Source organism: Pseudohoeflea suaedae, from assembly GCF_004354915.1.
GTDB classification, from domain to species: Bacteria; Pseudomonadota; Alphaproteobacteria; order Rhizobiales; family Rhizobiaceae; genus Pseudohoeflea; species Pseudohoeflea suaedae.
This window is the reverse complement of sequence record NZ_SMSI01000001.1, coordinates 66,069-86,629: the sequence shown is the minus strand read 5'-3', so window position 1 is coordinate 86,629 and position 20,561 is coordinate 66,069. Positions and strand designations below refer to the sequence as shown.

The 20,561-nt window shown below is 63.9% G+C and carries 18 protein-coding genes; 2 read left to right on the top strand and 16 right to left on the bottom strand.

The features are described 5' to 3' along the window. Nucleotides 1-5 precede the first annotated feature (5 nt). Entirely contained in the window at nucleotides 6-821 is an 816-nt protein-coding gene (locus tag E2A64_RS00390) for an IclR family transcriptional regulator (protein WP_133282480.1), read from the bottom strand. A gap of 182 nt (nucleotides 822-1,003) precedes the next feature. Between E2A64_RS00390 and E2A64_RS00385 the strand changes: the two genes are divergently transcribed. Beyond that, nucleotides 1,004-2,455: an NAD-dependent succinate-semialdehyde dehydrogenase gene (locus E2A64_RS00385; protein WP_133282479.1), complete on the top strand. Its 1,452-nt coding sequence runs from the start codon at nucleotides 1,004-1,006 to the stop codon at nucleotides 2,453-2,455. Between the two features lie 75 nt (nucleotides 2,456-2,530). Here the strand turns inward: E2A64_RS00385 and E2A64_RS00380 are convergent, their stop codons facing one another. The 11 genes from E2A64_RS00380 to chvE form a co-directional block, all read right to left on the bottom strand. Then, entirely contained in the window at nucleotides 2,531-4,036 is a 1,506-nt protein-coding gene (locus E2A64_RS00380; RefSeq protein ID WP_133282478.1) for an aldehyde dehydrogenase (NADP(+)), read from the bottom strand. Between the two features lie 12 nt (nucleotides 4,037-4,048). Beyond that, entirely contained in the window at nucleotides 4,049-4,963 is a 915-nt protein-coding gene (locus tag E2A64_RS00375; RefSeq protein ID WP_244598098.1) for an SMP-30/gluconolactonase/LRE family protein, read from the bottom strand. A gap of 47 nt (nucleotides 4,964-5,010) precedes the next feature. Then, nucleotides 5,011-5,928 carry a dihydrodipicolinate synthase family protein gene (locus E2A64_RS00370; protein ID WP_133282477.1) on the bottom strand — a complete coding sequence of 306 codons (918 nt, stop codon included), beginning with the start codon at nucleotides 5,926-5,928 and terminating at the stop codon, nucleotides 5,011-5,013. 11 nt (nucleotides 5,929-5,939) lie between these two features. Further along, nucleotides 5,940-6,965, bottom strand: a complete 1,026-nt coding sequence (locus E2A64_RS00365; protein WP_133282476.1) for an aldose epimerase family protein — start codon at nucleotides 6,963-6,965, stop codon at nucleotides 5,940-5,942. Further along, nucleotides 6,962-7,567 carry a 2-dehydro-3-deoxy-6-phosphogalactonate aldolase gene (locus E2A64_RS00360; RefSeq protein WP_133282475.1) on the bottom strand — a complete coding sequence of 202 codons (606 nt, stop codon included), beginning with the start codon at nucleotides 7,565-7,567 and terminating at the stop codon, nucleotides 6,962-6,964. Before E2A64_RS00360 ends, E2A64_RS00365 begins: the two co-directional genes overlap by 4 nt. Next, a complete protein-coding gene (locus E2A64_RS00355; RefSeq protein WP_133282474.1) occupies nucleotides 7,564-8,502 on the bottom strand; it encodes a 2-dehydro-3-deoxygalactonokinase in 939 nt (312 codons plus the stop codon). Before E2A64_RS00355 ends, E2A64_RS00360 begins: the two co-directional genes overlap by 4 nt. Before the next feature lie 7 nt (nucleotides 8,503-8,509). Continuing rightward, nucleotides 8,510-9,442: a Gfo/Idh/MocA family protein gene (locus tag E2A64_RS00350; protein WP_133282473.1), complete on the bottom strand. Its 933-nt coding sequence runs from the start codon at nucleotides 9,440-9,442 to the stop codon at nucleotides 8,510-8,512. Further along, nucleotides 9,442-11,184, bottom strand: coding sequence for an L-arabinonate dehydratase (gene araD / locus E2A64_RS00345; protein WP_133282472.1), 1,743 nt, complete (start codon nucleotides 11,182-11,184; stop codon nucleotides 9,442-9,444). Before araD ends, E2A64_RS00350 begins: the two co-directional genes overlap by 1 nt. 50 nt (nucleotides 11,185-11,234) lie before the next feature. Continuing rightward, complete coding sequence (gene mmsB / locus E2A64_RS00340; RefSeq protein WP_133282471.1) at nucleotides 11,235-12,479, bottom strand: multiple monosaccharide ABC transporter permease; 1,245 nt, start codon at nucleotides 12,477-12,479, stop codon at nucleotides 11,235-11,237. 12 nt (nucleotides 12,480-12,491) lie between these two features. After that, entirely contained in the window at nucleotides 12,492-14,006 is a 1,515-nt protein-coding gene (gene mmsA, locus E2A64_RS00335; RefSeq protein WP_133282470.1) for a multiple monosaccharide ABC transporter ATP-binding protein, read from the bottom strand. A 116-nt stretch (nucleotides 14,007-14,122) separates the two neighbouring features. After that, complete coding sequence (gene chvE, locus E2A64_RS00330; protein ID WP_133282469.1) at nucleotides 14,123-15,190, bottom strand: multiple monosaccharide ABC transporter substrate-binding protein; 1,068 nt, start codon at nucleotides 15,188-15,190, stop codon at nucleotides 14,123-14,125. Nucleotides 15,191-15,342: 152 nt separating this feature from the next. Here chvE and E2A64_RS00325 point away from each other — a divergent pair, with 152 nt between their 5' ends. After that, nucleotides 15,343-16,269 carry a LysR family transcriptional regulator gene (locus tag E2A64_RS00325; protein WP_133282468.1) on the top strand — a complete coding sequence of 309 codons (927 nt, stop codon included), beginning with the start codon at nucleotides 15,343-15,345 and terminating at the stop codon, nucleotides 16,267-16,269. A gap of 5 nt (nucleotides 16,270-16,274) precedes the next feature. Here the strand turns inward: E2A64_RS00325 and E2A64_RS00320 are convergent, their stop codons facing one another. The 4 genes from E2A64_RS00320 to ytfR are packed head-to-tail and all read right to left on the bottom strand — an operon-like array spanning nucleotide 16,275 to nucleotide 20,555. Next, a complete protein-coding gene (locus E2A64_RS00320; protein ID WP_244598097.1) occupies nucleotides 16,275-17,015 on the bottom strand; it encodes a FadR/GntR family transcriptional regulator in 741 nt (246 codons plus the stop codon). Nucleotides 17,016-17,029: 14 nt separating this feature from the next. Next, entirely contained in the window at nucleotides 17,030-18,010 is a 981-nt protein-coding gene (gene yjfF / locus E2A64_RS00315) for a galactofuranose ABC transporter, permease protein YjfF (protein WP_133282467.1), read from the bottom strand. Continuing rightward, nucleotides 18,007-19,032, bottom strand: coding sequence for an ABC transporter permease (locus E2A64_RS00310; protein ID WP_133282466.1), 1,026 nt, complete (start codon nucleotides 19,030-19,032; stop codon nucleotides 18,007-18,009). Before E2A64_RS00310 ends, yjfF begins: the two co-directional genes overlap by 4 nt. Then, nucleotides 19,029-20,555, bottom strand: coding sequence for a galactofuranose ABC transporter, ATP-binding protein YtfR (gene ytfR / locus E2A64_RS00305; RefSeq protein ID WP_133282465.1), 1,527 nt, complete (start codon nucleotides 20,553-20,555; stop codon nucleotides 19,029-19,031). Before ytfR ends, E2A64_RS00310 begins: the two co-directional genes overlap by 4 nt. Nucleotides 20,556-20,561: the final 6 nt, after the last annotated feature.

Sequence of the window (20,561 nt, the reverse complement as noted above, 5' to 3'; positions counted from 1 at the left end):
GGCGTCTAGCCGACCTGTATTCGCTCGATATCGGCGCCCATGCGCGTGGACAGACGGGTGGCAATGCGGCGCACATTGGCGATGATCCGCTCGCGGTTGGCTTCGGTCACGTCGTCGGTCAGCAGGCTGACCGCCACTCCAGCGATCGGCGTATTGCGCGAATCGAGGACCGCTGCGCCGAAGCAGATGATGCCCTCGGCGACTTCCTGATCGTCCACCGAGTATCCGCGCATCCGGATGTCCGACAGTTGGGCGACAAGATCGGCGACGGATGCGACCGAGTGTGCCGTCCGGGGTGCGGGCAGGCCGTCGGCGTAGAGACGCCTGACCTCGAAATCGCTCATGCAGCTCAGGAAGGCCTTACCTGTCGCAGAGAAGGCTGCGGGCAGTTTCATGCCGGCGCGGAAGTCGATCAGCGAGTGGCTGACCTCCGAATTGCGCGCGGCGATATAGACGACCTCGGCGCCCTCCAGAACGGTGAGCGTGATCGTGGCACCCGCCATGCCCGTCTCGCTGTCCCACAGTGCCGCGAACTCGGCCGCCACGTCCGACTGGCGGGTAAAGGCGTTCGACCAGCGCATCAGATGAGGCCCGAGCTGATAGGTCTGGTCGGGCCGGCGGATCAACAGGTTGAGGCTGACCAGCGTACGGCAGAGATTGTGCACGCTGCTCTTGGCGATGCCGAGAGACCGGGCGAGATCGGTGAGGCTCGGATAGGCGGTCGAGCGGGCCACGATGTCGAGAATGCGGGTGGCGCGTTCCACCGCCGGGACCGGCAATTTTTCATCGGCAGGGAGCGGACCGGCGTCAGGACCGTTCATGAGGGGATGACCTTGACAATTTCATCGGGAATTGAGTAGGTTTCATATTCTGAATTGCGTTCAATATACTGAACAAGTATCAGGGTTCTGGCCATGGATCAAGGCCGGTTTTCCGAAGGCGTGGTTCCCCTCCGACAGGATGTCCGCGGCCGTTCAGGCCCGGCGCGATGAAAGGCCTCCCCATGACACTGAAACTTTCCGATCCCTCCCTGCTCGAGACCCGCGGCCTTCTGGGCGGCGAATGGACCAGGGGCAAGAAGACCTTCGAGGTCCTCAACCCGGCGACCGGCGAGAAGATCGCCGACGTGGCCGACCTGACCGCCGAGGACACGAAGAAGGCGATCGAAATCGCCTATGAGGCGCAGAAGGAATGGCGCAGGAAGACCGCCAAGGAGCGCTGCGCGATCCTTCTCAAGTGGAACGACCTGCTTCTGGAGAACCAGGAGGATCTCGGCAGGATCCTGACTGCCGAAATGGGCAAGCCGCTGGCGGAAGCCAAGGGCGAGATTGCCTATGGCGCCTCCTTCATCCAGTGGTTCGCCGAGGAGGCCCGGCGCGTCTATGGCGATGTGATCCCCGGCCACCAGGCCGACAAGCGCATCGTCGTCATCAAGCAGCCGATCGGGGTGGTGGCCTCGATCACGCCATGGAACTTCCCCAATGCGATGATTGCCCGCAAGGTCGCGCCGGCGCTCGCCTCGGGCTGCACCTTTGTGGCGCGTCCGGCCAAGGAAACGCCGCTCTCGGCGATCGCCATGGCGGTTCTCGCCGAACGTGCCGGCGTCCCCAAGGGCGTTCTGTCGATGATCCCCGGCACGGATTCGCGCGGTATCGGCGGCGAGATGTGCTCGAACCCGAAGGTGCGCAAGCTCACCTTCACCGGCTCGACCGAAGTGGGCCGCATCCTGATGAAGCAGTGCGCCCACGACATCAAGAAGCTGTCGCTGGAACTCGGCGGCAATGCGCCGTTCCTGGTCTTCGACGACGCCGATCTCGATGCCGCGGTGGAAGGCGCGATGATCGCCAAGTTCCGCAATTCGGGCCAGACCTGCGTCTGCGCCAACCGCATCTACGTGCAGAGCGGCGTGTCGGAAGCCTTTGCGGAGAAGCTCGCTGCGGCAACCGCCGGGCTCAAGGTCGGCAACGGCATGGATGACGGGGTGCAGATCGGCCCGCTGATCGACGAGGCCGGCGTCGAGAAGGTCGAGGATCATGTCTCCGACGCCGTCAGCAAGGGTGCGAAGGTCATGACCGGCGGCAAGCGCTCGGAACTTGGCGGCACCTATTTCCAGCCGACGGTCCTGAGCGGCGTGACCAAGGGCATGAAGGTCCTGTCGGAGGAAACCTTCGGACCGGTGGCGCCGATCATCACCTTCGACACGATCGACGAGGGTATCGCGCTCGCCAACGACACCGAGTTCGGTCTCGCCGCCTATTTCTATGCGCGCGACATCTCCACGGTCTGGAAGGTCGCCGAGGAGATCGAAAGCGGCATGGTGGGCATCAACACCGGGCTGGTCTCGACCGCCGAAGCGCCCTTCGGCGGCATCAAGTCGTCGGGCCTCGGTCGCGAAGGCTCGAAATACGGCATCGAGGACTTTCTCGAGATCAAATATCTCTGCATGAGCGTCTGACGCCCGGCCGCACACGCAAAAGAAAGCCGCGCTCCCTGAACAGGAGCGCGGCTTTTTCATGTGAGGCCGGCTCGTTTATCGAAGGTCTTCCGGCAGCAATGCGTCGGGCATGTTCTGGTAGCATACCGGCCGCAGGAAGCGTCGGATGGCGAGCGTGCCGACCGAGGTGTGACCGAAATTGGTCGAGGCCGGGTAGGGGCCGCCATGGACCATGGCGTCGGCGACTTCGACGCCTGTCGGGAACCCGTTGACGAGAATGCGGGCGGCCTTGCGTTCGAGCACAGGGACGAGCTTCTTCGCCGCCTCGGTGTCTGCCTCATCCATGTGGATGGTGCAGGTCAGCTGCCCCTCGAGCGATCTGGCGATCGCTTCGACCTGAGCCGCGTCCCGTGCGGTGACGATGATGCCCATGGGCCCGAAGACCTCCTCGGCCAGAACGTGGTTGGCCGTCCAGTCATCTCCCGAGACCTGATAGAGATAGGGAGAGGCATTGCGCAGATCGCAGGTCGAGGTGAGGAGTTCACGCACCCCGGTTTCGCCCGACACACGCTCGACACCCTTGCGGTAGGACGAGGCGATACCGTCGGTCAGCATGGTCTGGGCGTTGACCTCCTTGAGGGAGGCGGTCGCCTGTTCGGCAAACGAATCGGCATCCGCGCCTTCCTGCACCACGGCAATGCCGGGATTGGTGCAGAACTGTCCGGCGCCCATGGTCAGCGAACCGGCCCAGCCCTTGGCGATCTCGATGCCGCGCGCCTTCATGGCTTCGGGCAGCAGGAACATCGGGTTCACCGAACCCAGCTCGCCGAAAAAGGGGATCGGCTCGTCGCGGGCGGCGCAGAGGTCGAAGAGCGCCCGGCCGGCGCCGAGCGAACCGGTGAAGCCGACGGCCTTGATCAGCGGATGCTGGACGAGCGCCTGGCCGACCTCGATACCGTTCGACTGGATGAGCGAAAAGACGCCCGGATGCATGCCGGTTTTCCGTATCGCCGCGGCGATGGCCTGCGCCACGATCTCGCCGGTCCCCGGATGAGCCGGGTGACCCTTGACGACGACCGGGCAGCCGGCCGCGAGCGCCGATGCCGTGTCGCCGCCTGCGGTGGAGAAGGCGAGCGGAAAGTTCGATGCACCGAAGACCGCCACGGGACCGATCGGGCGTTCGATCATGCGCAGGTCCGGACGCGGCAGCGGCGCACGCTCGGGCAGCGCCTCGTCATGACGGCGGTCGAGATAATCGCCCTTCAGGATATGGCTTGCGAAAAGGCGCAGCTGGCCGGTGGTGCGGCCGCGCTCGCCCTGCAGACGCGCTTCCGGCAGGCCGGTTTCGGAAGTGCCGATCGCGGTGATTTCCTCGCCGCGGGCCTCGATCTCGTCGGCAATCGCCTCGAGAAAGGCCGCGCGTTCCCTGCGGCTCGAATAGCCGTAGGACCAGAAGGCGTCTTCCGCGGCCTTCACCGCCTTGTCGACGTCCGCCGCCGTGCCGATCGCGAAGTGGTGCGTATCGCCGTGGGCGGGGCTCGAGGCAAATGTGTCGCTACCGCCGGACCATTCGCCGGCGATCAGATGTTGTCCGGTGAGCATGAAGGCTCCTTGTCAGTTCCCGTTCAGGATGGATTCGTCGATGATGGCGGCGACCGTATCGGTGCCATTGAAGCTGCCGTCTATCATATAGGTAAAGCCCGCGCCGGGGTCGGCGTTCCGCTCCGATTCAGAATATCCGTCCCAGGCGGACGTCACCAGCATGCGGTCGAGCCCGGGGCCGACGAAACAGGGGCAACTCGTCTGCGCTGCCGGAATTTCGACCGTCCTGACGATCGACCGGTCGGGCGCGAAGCCGGTCACCGATCCGCCGCCCCAGGCGGCATTCCAGAGAACGCCGTCGGCATCCATCACCGATCCGTCGTAGTGGCCGCCAAGGGGAAGCTGGGCCTCGGTGAGAAAGACTTCGGGCTCGCCGATCGGCACCGCCGTCTGCGGGTCGAGCGCCACGCGCCAGACGATGTTGGGCGCGGTGTCGGCAAAATAGCCGGTACGCCCGTCCGGCGAGAAACAGATCGAGTTGGGGATCGTCACCTTGCGGAAGAGCGGTGTGATCTCCGTGCCGTCGAAGAGGTAGATGGTGCCTGCCTGCCACTCGGCATTCTTGCCCATGGTGCCCAGCCAGAGGCGGCCCGATGGGTGGAGCCGGCCGTCATTGGACCGGTTGCCCGGCTTGTCGTCCTCGAGCGCCTTGATACGCTTGAGCGAACCGGTCGCGATCTCGCGCAGATAGAGCCCGTCCTCCATTGCGAGAAGCTGACGGTTCTCATCGACGGGCGCGATGACGGAGCCCATGACCGGAAGTTCATGGGCGATGGTGTCGCCGCCGCCGAAACGGTGTTCGAGGAGCTTGTGGCCGACGATGTCGAACCACCAGGCCGTGTCGGTCCGGCGATCGTAAAAGGGGCCTTCACCGAGTTGGCAGCGATGTGTCCCCAGTTTCTCGGCACTTGTCGCAATCTTCTTCACCGGGTCGACTCCTCCTCTGTCCGAGGTGAATTTCCGCCAGAAGTGGTTCACTTACCCCACTTCAGCGCAAGCACGTCGAGTTCACCTGCCAGGCCGAGCAGTCGCGCCTTGGTGCGCTCGGACATCGGCTTGAGCGGGTGACGCACGAAATCGCTCCTGATGACGCCGCCTTCCTTCATCACGGTCTTGGCAGCGCGCAGGCCGCACTGGCGGTTCTCGTGGTTGATCAGCGGCATGCAGAGCTTCCAGTGATCGAGCGCCGCGTCGTGGTTGCCGGCCAGATATTCGGTGACGATCGGCTTGATCTTGTCGGGGAACATGGCCGAAGTCATGGTGCCGGTGGCGCCTGCATCGAGATCCGCGAGCAGGGTGACGGCTTCCTCGCCGTCAAACGGACCGACGATGTCCTTCCCGCCCTGCTCGATGAGGGCTGAGAGCTTGTCGGCCGCGAAAGGCACCTCGATCTTGAAGTAGGAAACGTTCTCGATCTCACGGGCCATCCTGCAGAGCAGATCCACCGGCAGCGGTGCGCCGGACAGCGGTGCGTCCTGAACCATGATCGGGATGGAGATGGCGTCGCTGACGGCCTTGAACTGCTCGTAGATCCCGGTCGGGGCGGGAACCAGGCCGACGCCGTGATAGGGCGGCATCATCATCACCATGGCGGCGCCGAGCGCCGCGGCATCCCTGGCGCGCCGGACGACAATATCGGTCGAGAAATGGCTGATGGTGACGATCATCGGCACGCGACCTGCGGCATGCTCGAGGCTGATCTTCATCAGGAGCGCGCGTTCGTCATCGGAGAGCACGAACTGTTCGGAATAGTTCGCCAGGATGCAGATCGCGTCGACACCCTGGTCGATCATGCAGTCGATGACCCGGCGCATGCCGTCCTCGTCAACGCGGCCATCGTCGTGGAAAGGTGTCGGTGCGACGGGCAGGATGCCGGTGAGGGGGTGTTTCATCGAAGTTCCTTTCAGGAGCCTTGTGCGTTTCTGGCAATGCGGAATTCCGACACCTGCCGATAGGTCTCGCCGGGTCTCAGGACCACGGTCGGGTAATCGGGGCGATTGGGCGCATCGGGCCAGCGTTGGGGTTCGAGTGCAATGCCGGCATAGGGGCCGTAGGGTTCGCCGGTGAGGCCGGGAACCGGCGCGGTATTCATGCGCGCGCCGTCATAGACCTGAAAGCCCGGCTCGGTGGACGCGACATGCAGCGACAGATCGGGCGTCGAAAGGACGGCGAGTTTGCGCAGTTCCCGGGACGGTGCGTCGAAGCAGCAGAAATTGTGATCGACAGCCTCGGTCCCGGGCTGGATCACCGGTTGCGGCTCGCGCAGATCGAAACGCGTGCCGTCGACCGGCCGCGGAGAACCGGTGGGGATCAGGCGCTCGTCGACGGCGAGATAGCGGTCGGCGTGAACCATCAATCTGTGGTTCTCGAGATTCGCCGTTCCGTCGAGGTTCCAGTAGGAATGATGGGCGAAATTGCAGAAGGTCGGCGCGTCGGTCCGGGCCTCGATCTCGATGCGCAGCGTGCCGCCATCGCTCAGCGAATAGGTGACGGCGACGTCGAGCTTGCCGGGAAAACCGGCAAGCCCGTCCGCCATTTGCAGGGTAAACCGGCAATGGGACGCACCATGATCGGCGATGGTCCAGACGAGATTGGAGCTTCCGTCCGATCCGCCGTGGAGCGTGGTTGTTCCATTCTCGTTGCGATCGAAGCGGCATGTCGTCCCGTCGAGTTCGGCGGTCCCGTTGGCGATCCGGTTGGCGACCCGTCCGGCAATCGCGCCGTAATAGCGCATATCGTCGAAATAGGGTTCGAGCGCCGGGCTGCCGAGAACCAGCGGATGATCGATGCCGGAGATGCGGAAATCCTGCAGGCTCGCGCCCCAGCTGATCAGCGTGGCTTCCGCGCCACCTGCGGCAATCGTGACTTTCCCGACCGGCGTCCCGTCCTGCGCATGACCGAAGATTTCAACGTCTCCAGCGTCGCTCATCGCATTGCCTCGTCATAGGCAGCCACCATCCTGGCGGCACGGGAGGCGACGTCAGGGGCGGTCATTCCCGGCTTGAAGAGATAGGAGCCGATACCGAAACCGGCTGCACCGGCGGCAACCCATTCGGTGAGATTGTCGGGGGCTGCGCCGCCGACAGCATAAAGCTCGACATCGGACGGCATCACCGCTTTCAGCGCCTTCAATCCTTCCGGGCCGGCCATGGAGCCAGGGAAGAGCTTGAGCGTGCGTGCGCCGGCTGCGATCGCCTGGAAGCACTCGGTGGCGGTGAAAACGCCGGGCATCGAGATCATTCCCCTTTCGAGCGTATGGGAGATCACCGCCGGATCGCAATTGGGAGAGACCACCAGCTTGCCGCCGACATCGAGAATGCGGTCGACATCGCCTGTGGTCAGGACCGTTCCGGCTCCGATCATCGCTTTGTCGCCGAAACGGGCGGCGAGCCTTCCGATACTGTCGAAGGGTTCGGGCGAATTGAGCGGTACCTCGATAAGGGTAATGCCGGCGTCGATCAGTGCTGCGCCGATCTCCTCGACGTCCTCGGGTTTGATGCCGCGCAGGATGGCAACGAGTTTTCGGGTCATGCGGCAATTTCCTTCATTCCGGCGCGGACCCTGGCGAGACCGGCGAGCGTCAGGCCGGAGCCGTCTTCGACAATGGTCCGGGCACCGGCTCTCTGCAGTGCGGCGGCATATCGCGCCACCAGCGGTCCGGCACCGATCAGGTGAACCGGGCGATCCTGCCAGTATGGCCGGCAGGCTGCGATTTCTGTTCCGATCAGCAGGCCGGAGAGTATGTCGCTGCCATCCTCCGGGCTTGCCTCGGCAAGCAGCGAGCGGGCGCGGATCGAAAAGAGGCTGGATGTAAGGCTCGCCGGATCGGCGATTGCCTGATCGACAGCATCGAGGAAGCCCGGTCCGGGCTCGCGGTCGCCGCTTCCGCCGACAGAATGGCGCAGGATCGACTGACCTCCGATCAGGGCGAAGAGTTCGCCGGTCATGACGGTGGTGAACCGCGCCACCCGGCCCGCGTCGATACTGACCCATTTGCTGTGGGTCCCGGGAAGACAGACGGAGGCGTCCTCGATGGCCCTGCCGGCCAGGAGGCCCGCGAGCTGGGTTTCCTCGCCGCGCATGACATCTTCCGGCTTTGCCTGGCACAGGCCGGGAACGATCCCGACGGTGAGGCGCCTGTCGGCGGTTTCCACCGGAGTGAGCGCTTCGCCCGCGACCGGCTGGCAAGGTACGCTGCGGTAGGCGGCTTCCTTCCAGCCCTGGCGTGCGCCCGCCATCCCGCAGACGATGACCGGGATCGAACCGCTCGCACCTTCGATCCATGGTCCGACGAGTTCGAGAAGAGCGGGTTCGTAATCGGCCCTGCCGATCTTGCCCATTCCCTTGTCCGAGCTGGCCTGGGCGATCACCGAGCCATCGGCCGCAACGGCCCAGGCGCGCAGTGAGGTCGTACCCCAGTCCACGGCGATCCAGTCCAGCGCATGTGATGTGGTCGAAGCGGTCACATCGGCCTCACTCGTGGAAGGGGGCGACGATTTCGCGCTTGCCGAGCAGGAAGGCGTCGGCGACGTGAACCATCGGAGAAAGGTCCATGTCGATCCCGCCCGTCCGCAAGATCTCGGCCATGCGCATGTAAAGGTTCGGGTACTCGCCTTCGAGCGCGACATCCGAGGCCTCGACCATCGCTCCGTCGATCGACAGGTTGGCGCCGCCATCGGAAAGCTCCATCGTGCCCCGGTCGGTTTCCGCCTCGATGTTCCAGAACTGGTCGCCTTCCTTGCGCCAATCGAAGACCGCACTCACCTCTGCGCCGTCAGGATGGCGGAAGGCAAGATCGGCCGCGATCGGCGTCTGGCGGTTCTCCGGAAATTTCAGCGTTGCCCCGGCCAGGTGAACCGGCGTCGGCAGGATGCGGGTCAGGATCGACAGGGCGTTGATACCGGGATCGAAAACCCCGAGGCCGCCGGGCTCCCAGATCCACTCCTGTCCCGGATGCCAGCGCCGGACATCCTCGAGCCAGGTGATCTTCAGACTCTTGAGCCGCTTGTCGGCAAGCCAGTTTCGCGCCGCTTCCACGCTTGCGGCTTCACGCGAGTGCCATGTGGCATAGATCGAGACGCCGGCGTTGCGCGCCATGGCTTCCAGCGCATGGCATTCCGCGAGCGTCGCGCCCGGCGGCTTTTCGAGCATGACATGACGGCCGGCCTTGATGGCAGCCGCGGCATATTCGAAGCGCGGGACGGGCGGCAGGCACAGCGAGACGACCTCGATATCCGGACGCGCCGCGAGCATGGCTTCGATATCGGCATGGTTCTCGACACCGTCCACGCCTTCGTGCCGCGTGACGGTGGCAGCGAGATCGAAGTCACGCGACGCGGCGATCGAGGGAACGTGCTGGTCGCGGGCGATCTTGCCGATGCCCGCCAGAGCGATCTTCCATGCCATCAATGCGAATCCTTGCCGACCGGGGCGCCGCGGCAGCCCTTGAGGAAGGAGAGGTCGGCGCCGGTATCTGCGCCCTCGACATACTGGTGGTGAAGCCACGGATAGCCGGATTCGGCCTGTTCGCCCTGGGGCTTCCATTCGGCCAGGCGCGAGGCCATTTCTTCGTCCGAGATGTCCAGATGAAGCGTGCGGGCGGCCACGTCGAGCTCGATCATGTCGCCATTCCGGACGACCGCCAGGGGGCCGCCGACCGCTGCTTCCGGCGAGGTGTGCAGGATGACGGTGCCGTAAGCGGTGCCGGACATGCGGGCGTCGGAAATACGGACCATGTCGGTGATGCCGCGTTTGAGCACCTTGGGCGGCAGGCCCATATTGCCGACTTCGGCCATGCCGGGATAGCCCTTCGGGCCGCAGTTCTTGAGCACCATGACGCAGGTCTCGTCGATGTCGAGCGCGTCGTCGTTGATCTTGGCCTTGTAGTCGTCGATGTCCTCGAAGACCACGGCGCGGCCGCGATGCTTCATCAGGTGCTCGGAGGCCGCGGACGGCTTCAGGATCGCGCCCTTGGGAGCAAGGTTGCCCTTCAGCACCGCGATGCCGCCCTGATGGGTCAGCGCCTTGTCGACCGGACGGATGACGTCCTCGTTGTGGTTGATCGCGTCCTTGACCTCGTCCCAGATCGGGCCGCCGGAGACGGTCAGTGCGTCCTTGTTCAGAAGGCCGCTCTCGCCCAGGTGACGCAGCACGACGGGCAGGCCGCCGGCATAGAAGAATTCCTCCATCAGGTATTCGCCCGACGGCATCAGGTTGACGATGGTGGCGACGTCGCGTCCGCAACGGTCCCAGTCATCGAGCGTGAGATCGACGCCGACGCGGCCGGCAATCGCCAGCAGGTGGACGACGGCGTTGGTCGAGCCGCCGATCGCGCCGTTGGAGCGGATGGCGTTTTCGAAGGCTGCCTTGGTCAACACGTCGGACGGCTTGAGGTCGTCCTTGACCATCTGCACGATGCGGCGACCGGAAAGCTGCGCCATCACGCGGCGGCGGCTGTCGACGGCCGGGATCGCGGCATTGCCGGACAGCGCCATGCCAAGGGACTCGACCATCGACGCCATCGAGGAGGCGGTGCCCATCGTGTTGCAGCTGCCGGGCGAACGCGACATGCCGGCCTCGGCCTCGAGGAAGTCGTCCTGGGTCATCTCGCCCGCCTTCACGGCCTCGGAGAACTTCCACAGATGGGTGCCGGATCCAACGCGCTGGCCGCGGAAATGCCCGTTGAGCATCGGGCCGCCGGTGACGACGATCGAGGGAAGGTCGCAGGAGGCCGCGCCCATCAGCAGGCTCGGGGTGGTCTTGTCGCAGCCCACGAGCAGGACGCAGCCGTCCATCGGCTGGCCGCGAATGGCTTCCTCGACCGCCATGGCGGCGAGATTGCGGAACATCATAGCGGTCGGGCGGAAAGAGCTTTCGGCCGCCGAGAAGACCGGCACTTCGACCGGGAAGCCGCCGGCTTCGTAGATGCCGTGCTTGACGCGCTCGGCGAGCACGTCGAGATGCGCGTTGCACGGCGTCAGTTCGGACCAGGTGTTGAGAATGCCGATCACCGGCCGACCGTCGAAGAGGTCGTGCGGGAAGCCCTGGTTCTTCATCCAGCCGCGATGGTAGATCTGGTCGCGCCCGGTTCCGCCGAACCATTCCTGCGAGCGCAGGCGGCGGGGCCATTGGGCCGGTTTGAAGGTCATGGTTCGAACTCCTTTGAGCGTGCCGCCCGGAAGCGCCGGGCGGCGGCATCTCATCCCTGTTTCTGCTTGTTGTAGACGTCGAAGATCACGGCGGCGAGCAGCACCAGGCCCTTGATCATCTGCTGGTAGTCGATGCCGATACCCATGATCGACATGCCGTTGTTGAGCACACCCATGAGGAACGCGCCGACGACCGCGCCGATGATGGTTCCGACACCGCCGGACATCGAGGCGCCGCCGATGAAGACGGCAGCGATGACGTCGAGTTCGAGCGCGAAACCGGCTTTCGGGGTCGCGGTGTTGAGGCGGGCGGCGAAGACCAGGCCCGCGGCGGCTGCCAGAACGCCCATATTGGTGAAGGCGAGGAACGTCAGCCTTTCGGTGTTGATACCGGAGAGCTTGGCCGCCTTCTGGTTGCCGCCGAGCGCGTAGACGCGCCGTCCGATCACCGTCGAGGAGGTGAGGAAGGCGTAGATCACCGTCAGCACCGCCATGGTGATGAGCACGTTGGGCAGGCCGCGGAAGGTCGACAGCTTGAAGGTGATGAAGATGAGCGCAGCGGCGACGATGAAGTTGCGTGCCGCAAAGAAGGATGCCGGCTCATCCTCGATGCCGTAGGCCTTGTTGCGGGCGCGCTGGCGCATGCCCATCCAGACGATGAGCGCGGCGGTCACGATGCCGGCGACGAGAGCCAGGACGTTGACCTTGCGGGCATCGAACATGCCGGCCAGCATCTCACCGATACCGGCGGGAAAGATATCGGGCACGAAGCCGTTGGCGATGATCTGGAACTCACGCGGGAAGGGGCCGACCGACTGGCCTTCGAGAAGCCAGAGCGACAGGCCTCGGAAGACCAGCATGCCGGCGAGCGTCACGATGAAGGAGGGGATGCGCCAATAGGCGACCCAATAGCCCTGCGCCGCGCCGATCAGTCCACCCACGGCCAGGCAGGCGATGATGGTGACGTAGATGTTCTGGTCGAAATTGACGATCATCACGGCAGCCAGCGCGCCGATGAACCCCATCACCGAACCGACCGAGAGGTCGATATTGCCCGAGACGATAACGACGAGCATGCCCAGCGCCATGATGACGATGTAGCTGTTCTGGAGGAGCAGGTTGGTGACGTTGACCGCGCGCAGAAGCGTTCCCTCGGTCACGACCTGGAAAAACACCATGATCACGATGAGTGCCAGAAGCAGCCCGTATTCGCGCAGGTGGGAGGCGAGGTAGGCGCCGATGCCCTTGCCGTTGTGTTCCGTACCTTCGTTCTGTTCGCTATCAGCCACGGCCATTAGCGTATCCTCCTAGTCGTTGACGATGAGCGACATGATGCGCTCCTGGCTGGCTTCTGCAGCCGTCAGTTCACCCACAAGCGCGCCTTCGTTCATGACGTAGATCCTGTCGCACATGCCGAGAAGTTCCGGCATCTCCGAGGAGATCATGACGACGCCCTTACCCTGTGCGGCGAGGTCGTTGATGATGGTGTAGATTTCGTATTTCGCGCCGACATCGATACCGCGTGTCGGTTCGTCGAGAATGAGCACCTCGGGCGAGGTGAACAGCCACTTGGCGAGAACCACCTTCTGCTGGTTGCCGCCGGAGAGATTGACCACCTTCTGGAAGACCGAGGGCGTGCGCGTGGCGAGCGCCTCGCGATAGCGCTCGGCTACCCGGGTTTCCTCGTTGCGTTTGAGTACGCCGTTGCTCGAGACACCCTCAAGATTGGCGAGAGTGGTGTTGAAACGGATCGTCTCGTCGAGGACGAGACCCAGCGACTTGCGGTCCTCGGTGACGTAGGAAATGCCGGCGGCGATCGCCTTGGATACGGTCGAGACGTCGACGGCCTCGCCCTTGAGCCTGACCGAGCCGGAAATGTTGCGGCCGTAGGACTTGCCGAAGATCGACATGGCGAGTTCGGTGCGACCCGAGCCCATCAATCCGGCAATGCCCACCACTTCGCCGGCGCGCACGTTGAAACCGGCGTTCCTGATGACGCGGCGGTCGACATGCTCGGGATGCCAGACAGTCCAGTCGTCGACCTCCATCAGGATGTCGCCCGGCGTGCGCTTGTGCTCGGGGAACCGGTTGGTCATGTCGCGGCCGACCATGTCGTGAACGATCTGGTCTTCGCTCAGGCCCTTGGCGTCGAGTGTCGAGACGGTGGTGCCGTCGCGGATCACGGTCACGGTGTCGGCGACGTAGCGGACTTCGCCGAGCTTGTGCGAGATGAGGATCGAGGTGACGCCCTGGGCCTTGAGCTCCAGCAGCAGATCGAGAAGCTTGCGGCTGTCGTTTTCCTGCAGGGCGGCGGTCGGCTCGTCGAGGATGAGCAGCTTGACGTTCTTGGACAGCGCCTTGGCGATCTCGACGAGCTGCTGTTTGCCGACGCCGATGGAATCGACGAGCGTCGTGGGCGCTTCGCTCAGGCCGACCTTCTCGAGCAGTTCCTCGGTGCGCCGGTTGGTCATGCGCCAGTCGATGACGCCGCGGGTGGCGCGCTCGTTGCCGAGGAAGATGTTCTCGGCGATCGAGAGCTGCGGGACGAGCGCCAGTTCCTGGTGAATGATGATGATGCCGCGGTCTTCGCTGTCGCGTATGTCGCGGAATTGGGCCGTCTCGCCCTCATAGACGATCTCGCCGTCATAGCTGCCAGCCGGGTAGACGCCGGAGAGAACCTTCATCAGCGTCGACTTGCCGGCGCCGTTCTCGCCGCAGATCGCGTGGATCTCGCCTTCCTCGACCTTGAGATCGACCCGGTCCAGCGCCTTGACGCCCGGAAACTCCTTGGTGATCTGACGCATTTCGAGAAGTGTGGCCATGGTGGTTCTCGGAATTCTTTTCGGGATTTTCTGTCTGACCGCAGCGGATCGTTACGCGCAGGTCGGGATCCGTTCCGCCGGTGTTCCGGCGAAACGGAGTGTCGGCAAGGAAATTCCTACTTGATCTGGTCTTCGGTGTAGTAACCGCTGTCGATCAGGATTTCCTTGTAGTTGCTCTTGTCGACCGAAACCGGCTCCAGCAGGTAGGACGGAACAACCTTCACACCGTTGTCGTAGGTCTCGGTGTCGTTGATTTCCGGCTCGCCTCCGCCGAGGAGGGCGTCGACCATGCCGACGGTCACGCGGGCCAGCTCACGAGTGTCCTTGAAGACGGTCGAATACTGTTCGTCCGCCAGGATCGACTTGACGGACGGCACTTCGGCGTCCTGACCGCTCACGATCGGCATCTTCATGTCGCCGGAACCGTAGCCCACGCCCTTGAGCGAGGAGAGGATGCCGATCGACAGGCCGTCATACGGCGACAGAACGCCGTGGATCTGCTTGTCGGTGTAGTTGGCCGAAAGAAGGTTGTCCATGCGGGCCTGCGCCACCGCGCCGTCCCAACGAAGGGTGCCGACCTTGTCCATGCCGGTCTGGCCGGAGACGACGTTGATCTTGCCTTCGTCGATCATCGGCTGAAGAACGCTCATGGCGCCGTCATAGAAGAAGTAGGCATTGTTGTCGTCCGGCGAGCCGCCGAAGAGCTCGACGTTCCAGCTTTCCTCGTCCGGGAAGCGCTCCTTCAGGCCGTTCACGAGCGAAGTGGCCTGCTGCACGCCGACCTTGAAGTTGTCGAAGGTGGCGTAATAATCGACGTTTTCGCTATCGCGGATCAGGCGGTCGTAGGCGATGACCTTGATGCCGGAAGCCGCAGCATTTTCCAGAGCGTTGGACAGCGTCGTGCCGTCGATCGCCGCGATGACGAGAACGTCGACACCCTTGGTGATCATGTTCTCGATCTGGGCGAGCTGGTTCGGAATGTCGTCTTCAGCGTATTGAAGGTCGGCATCGTAGCCGGCTTCCTGGAACTGCTTGACCATCGACTCGCCGTCCGAAATCCAGCGTGCCGAAGACTTCGTCGGCATGGCGATGCCGATCGAGCCCTTGTCCTGGGCGAAAGACGGTGCGGTGGCGAGACCTGCGGTAAGCGCAAGCGCCGCCATGGCGGAAACGAGTTTCCTCATGGGTAAATACCTCCCGGTGGTTTCGGCGATCCGGCGACGCGCCGGACCTGCCCCTGTGGACCTCCTGATCCAGCAAGACTCCTAGCCAATGGCCAAGATGTCCGGCAAATGATTAAATTGACAACTGGCATACCAAAATTGATAAGCAGCTTATGGAAAAGCTCATCGCGCGTCTGCAACTCAAGGATTTCAGGTTGATCCACGCAATCGAGCGGACGGGGCAGCTGGCATTGGCTGCCGAGCAGCTGGCGATCACCCAGCCGGCGGCCTCGCGGATGCTGGCAGCCATCGAGAAGGCGGTGGGAACGCGGGTCTTCGATCGCCATCCGAAGGGGATGACCCCCACGGCTGTCGGGCAGGTCCTCGTGCGCAATGCGGCCACGCTGCTGCAGGAGCTCGAAAGGGCGGTCCACGAGGTCGAGGAGATCCGATCCGGACGCGCGGGCTCCGTGCGGGTCGGCTCCGTGACCGGCGGAGCGGTCGCCTTCGTGGTGCCGGCGATCCAGAAGCTCAAGCAGGAGGCGGTCGGCGCCGATATCCATGTCGATGTCGCGCCGAGCCAGGCGCTGATCGAGGGGCTTTTGCGCGGCGACTACGACTTCGTGCTGTCACGCATCCCGCCCGGCGTCGATGCGCGGCAGTTCAACGTGCGTCGAGGCCGTGTCGAGGTGATCCGCTTCATGTGTCGGGCCAGTCATCCGATGGCAGGCGCATCGGGGCTCTCGATCCGCGACCTCGAGGGATATGAATGGGTGGTGCAGGCACCGCTGATGCCGATGCGGCAGGCCGTCGAGGATGCCTTCGTCAATGCGCAGGTGCCGCTCCCGCGGGAAATCGTCAACACGACCTCGCTTCTGGTGATGATCGCCTACCTCAATTCGACGGATGCGATTGCGCCGACCTCACGCGAGGTGGTGGATCTTCTGGCCGGCCGGCAGGAGGTGAGCGACCTCTCGACGATCGATCTCGACGAGCCGATCATCCTTCACGCCTATCATCTGATTTCGCTGAAGAACCACACGCTCAATCCGCTGGCGATCAAGCTCAGGGACCTGGTGTTCGCGGCGGTATCGGCCTGAAGGGTTCAAAGGCTCGACAGATCCCCGGCCTCATCGGTTTCGAACAGCCGGTCGCGACCCTCGATGATGACGACCTCGGTGGCGCGTGCCGCTGCGTCCCCGTCGCCGGCCTCGATGGCTTCCACGATGATCTGGTGGCGATGGCTGGTGCGCTGCTGGCCCCTGGGGTCGCCCATGGGAGACGACAGCCTGAAGGAGGTGACGAGGGCCGCCTCGATCAGGCTCGCGACCGAATACATGAAGGGGTTACGCGCGGCGTCGATCATCGCCATGTGAAGGCTCAGGTCCGCAAGCGCGAACTCTTCCATCGTCCGGGCGACGTACATGCTGTGAACGCATTGCTTCATGGCCGCGATGTCCTGAGGGGTCGCGTTCAGCGTGGCGAGCCGGGCAGCGCTCGGCTCGAAGGACAGGCGCATGTCGGACAGGTGGCGCATGAACTCGGCGTCGAAGCCGGAATCGAGATGCCAGCGCAGCACGTCTGAATCGAAGAAATTCCACTTCTTTGCTTCGGTCACGCGGGTGCCGATGCGGGCCTTGGCAATCACCAGCCCCTTCGCGGCGAGTGTCTTCATGGCTTCGCGCAGCACCGTGCGCGAGACATTGAAACGCTCCGCCAGCTCCGTGTCGCCGGGCACCAGGGACCCTGTCGGATAGGCGCCCGATATGATGGACCTGCCGATCTCGTCGACCACGAGTGCGTGGCTGTTGCGTATCGCGCCTGTCGAAATCGACGTTTTGAGCAAGGTCCTCCCCCTTTTCAGCTGGTCCCCGCCGCTGAGGCTCTGTTCCGTCCGGTGAACCAGACAAGTCCCTTCTGCAATACGATAAATGCAAAAAGCAGCATACCTACAACTATCTTTGTCCACCAACTCGAAAGTGTGCCGTCGAAGATGATGTAGATCTGGATCAGGCCCATGATCAGGACGCCGATCAGGGTGCCGGCGATGAAGCCGCTGCCGCCGGTCAGCAGCGTGCCGCCGATGACCACGGCCGCGATCGCATCGAGTTCGACGCCGACGGTCGCCAGCGAATAGCCTGCCGAGGTGTAGATCGAGAAGACGATCCCGGAGAGGCCTGCCAGGAATCCCGACAGCGCATAGATGGCGATGGTGGTGCGCGCCACCGGTACGCCCATGAGCTGCGCGGTGTGGGTTCCGCCGCCGAGCGCATAGACATTGGTGCCGAAGCGGGTGCGGTGGGCGACCAGCATGCCGGCAATGAAGACCACCAGCATCAGCCCGCCGATGAAGGTGAGGCGCCCCTTGCCGGGCATCAGCCAGTAGAAGCTCTGGATCGCGGAATAGAAGTCGTGGGTGATCGGCACGGAATCGATCGAAAGCACATAGGCCATCCCGCGCGCGAGAAACATGCCGGCAAGCGTGACGATGAAGGCCGGCATTTCGAGGAAGTGAATGGTGGCGCCCATCGCCGCGCCGAAAAGCGTGGTGATGAGGAGCAGCACGGCAAAGACCGGAATGGGATGCAGGCCGGTATCGCGCAGCATCACCGAGATGAACACGCCGGAGAAGGCGATCACCGAGCCGACCGAGAGATCGATGCCGCCGGAAATGATCACGAAGGTCATGCCCACGGCGATGATGCCCAGAAAGGCATTGTCGGTGAAGAGATTGCCGATCACCCGGGTCGAGAGCATGGCCGGAAACTGCGCGTAGCAGACCGCATAGGCGAGAATGAAGATGGCGACGGTGGCCAGAAGCGGAAGAAAGCGCGAGTTCATTGGGTCACGGTCTCCTTCTTGGCGACGTCTGTCTGCCGGGGCTTTCTGAAAAAGGCCATGCCGGTCCGGAGGGCGGGCGACTGGACCACGAGGATGATCAGGATGATGGCTGCCTTGATGACGAGGTTGAACTCCGGCGGGAAACCCGACAGCAGGATGCCGGTATTGACCGCCTGGATGATCATCGCGCCGATCAGCGAGGCAATCAGCGAGAAGCGTCCCCCCAGAAGCGAGGTGCCGCCGATGACGACCGCAAGGATCGCGTCGAGCTCGAGCCAGAGCCCGGCATTGTTGGCGTCAGCCCCCCGGATGTCGGCCGCCGCGATGATGCCGGCCAGCGCGGCGCAGAAGCCGGAGGTGACATAGACGGCAATCAGCAGGACGCGGGAATTGATGCCGGCAAGCGTGGAGGCGCGCAGATTGATGCCGACCGATTCGATGAGCATGCCGAGCGCGGTGCGTCGCACGATCCAGGTGATCAGCAATCCGGTGACGATCCAGATCACGACGGGCATGGGCAGGGTGAAAAGCGAGCCCGAGCCGAAGAAGATCAGGTTCGGGTCATTGAAGGTGAGGATCGCGCCCTCGGTGATCAACTGGGCGATGCCGCGGCCCGCAACCATCAAGATCAGCGTGGCGACAATCGGCTGGATACCGAGAAAGCTCACCAGAATGCCGTTCCAGAGGCCGCAAACGAGCCCTGCCACGACGGCCATGAGCAATGTGCTGCCGAGATCGTAACCCTGGGTAATGCCCCAGGCCGAGACCGCGCCGCAGATCGCCATTACGGCGCCCACCGAGAGGTCGATGCCGCGCGTGGCGATCACCAGCGTCATGCCGATCGCGAGAAGCGCCACCGGCGCGCCGCGGTTCAGGATGTCGATCGGCGAGCCGTAGAGACGGCCGTTGGCGATCGAGATGTTGAAGAAGCCCGGGAACATGACCGAGATGAGGGCAAGAACGAAGGCCAGCGTGATCAGCTGCGGTGCGATCCTGCGGAGAAAACGGGCGGTGCCGCTCATGTTGCGCTCCCGTTATGGGCGGAGGCGATGGCGTCGACCATGTTGTCCGTGGTGATGTCGGCGCCGACGAGTTCGGCCACGTGGTGGCGGTCGCGGACGACGATGACACGATGCGAATAGGCGACGAGTTCATCGAGTTCGGACGAGATGACGAGAAGGGACATGCCTTCCGCGCACAGCTCCTCGATCAGATGGATGATCTCGGCATGGGCGCCGACGTCGATTCCGCGCGTCGGTTCGTCGAGAATGAGGAATTTCGGGTTGGTGGCCAGCCAGCGGGCGAGAAGCACCTTCTGCTGGTTGCCGCCCGACAGGAGCCCCACCGGCTTTTCGGCGTCGGAGGTGCGGATGTCGAGGCGCCGGATGAAGTCCTCGGCCATCTCCGCCTGCCTCCTGCGCGGAACGGGGCGGGCCCAGCCGATGCGGGCCTGCAGGGCGAGTATGATGTTCTCGCGAACGCTGAGGTCGGCGATGATGCCGTCGATCTTGCGGTCTTCGGGGCAAAATCCGAAGCCTGCGGCGACCGCATCGCGCGGGGAGCGCAATTCGATCTCCTCGCCTCTCGACCTCGCCGTTCCGCTGTCATGGGTGACGGCGCCGAAGAGGGTCTCGGCGGTCTCGGTCCGGCCGGACCCGAGAAGGCCGGCCATGCCGACGACCTCGCCGGGGCGGATCTTCAGATCGAAGGGGGCGATGCGCCCCTTCTTGCCGAAATCGTCGAATTCGAGCCAGGGAGCGCCCGGCGCCAGATCGGTCTTGCCGGTTTCACGGGTCTCGTGCTCCAGTTCGCGCCCGAGCATCATGTTGACGAGCTGCACGCGATCGATGTTCGCGGCATCCTCCGTCCCGATCAGGCGGCCATTGCGCAGGACCGTGACACGGTCGGAAATCTCGAAGACTTGATCGAGGAAATGGGAAATGAATATGATCCCGATACCCCGGTCCCTGAGCGAGCGGATGATGTCGAAGAGCATCTTCACTTCGCCGGAATCGAGGCTCGCGGTCGGTTCGTCGAGAATGAGCACCTTGCCCGACAGATTGACGGCGCGGGCAATGGCGATCACCTGCTGCACGGCGACCGAGAAGTCGCCCAGACTGCGGGCCGGATCGATGTCGAGACCGTACTGGGACAGCGTTTCGCGAGCCCGGCGGGTCATCTCGCGACCGGAGATCATGCCGAAGCGGGTCGGCTGATGGCCGAGGAAAAGGTTTTCGGCGACGGAGAGATTGGGGAGAAGATTGACTTCCTGGTAGACGGTGCCGATCCCGTAGCTCTGGGCGTCGAGCGTGCCGCGCGGATCGACCGGCTCCCCGTTGAGCAGGATGTCTCCGTCGTCGCGCCGGTAGGCGCCCGTCAGACACTTGATGAGGGTCGACTTGCCTGCGCCGTTCTCACCGAGAAGGGCGTGGACTTCGGCAGGCTGCAATGTGAAATCGACATGGTCGAGCGCGACCGTGCCGGGGAAGATCTTGGTCACGCCAGTTGCGCGGAGGAGCGGCCGGCTGTTTGCCACCTCGGACATTCTTGA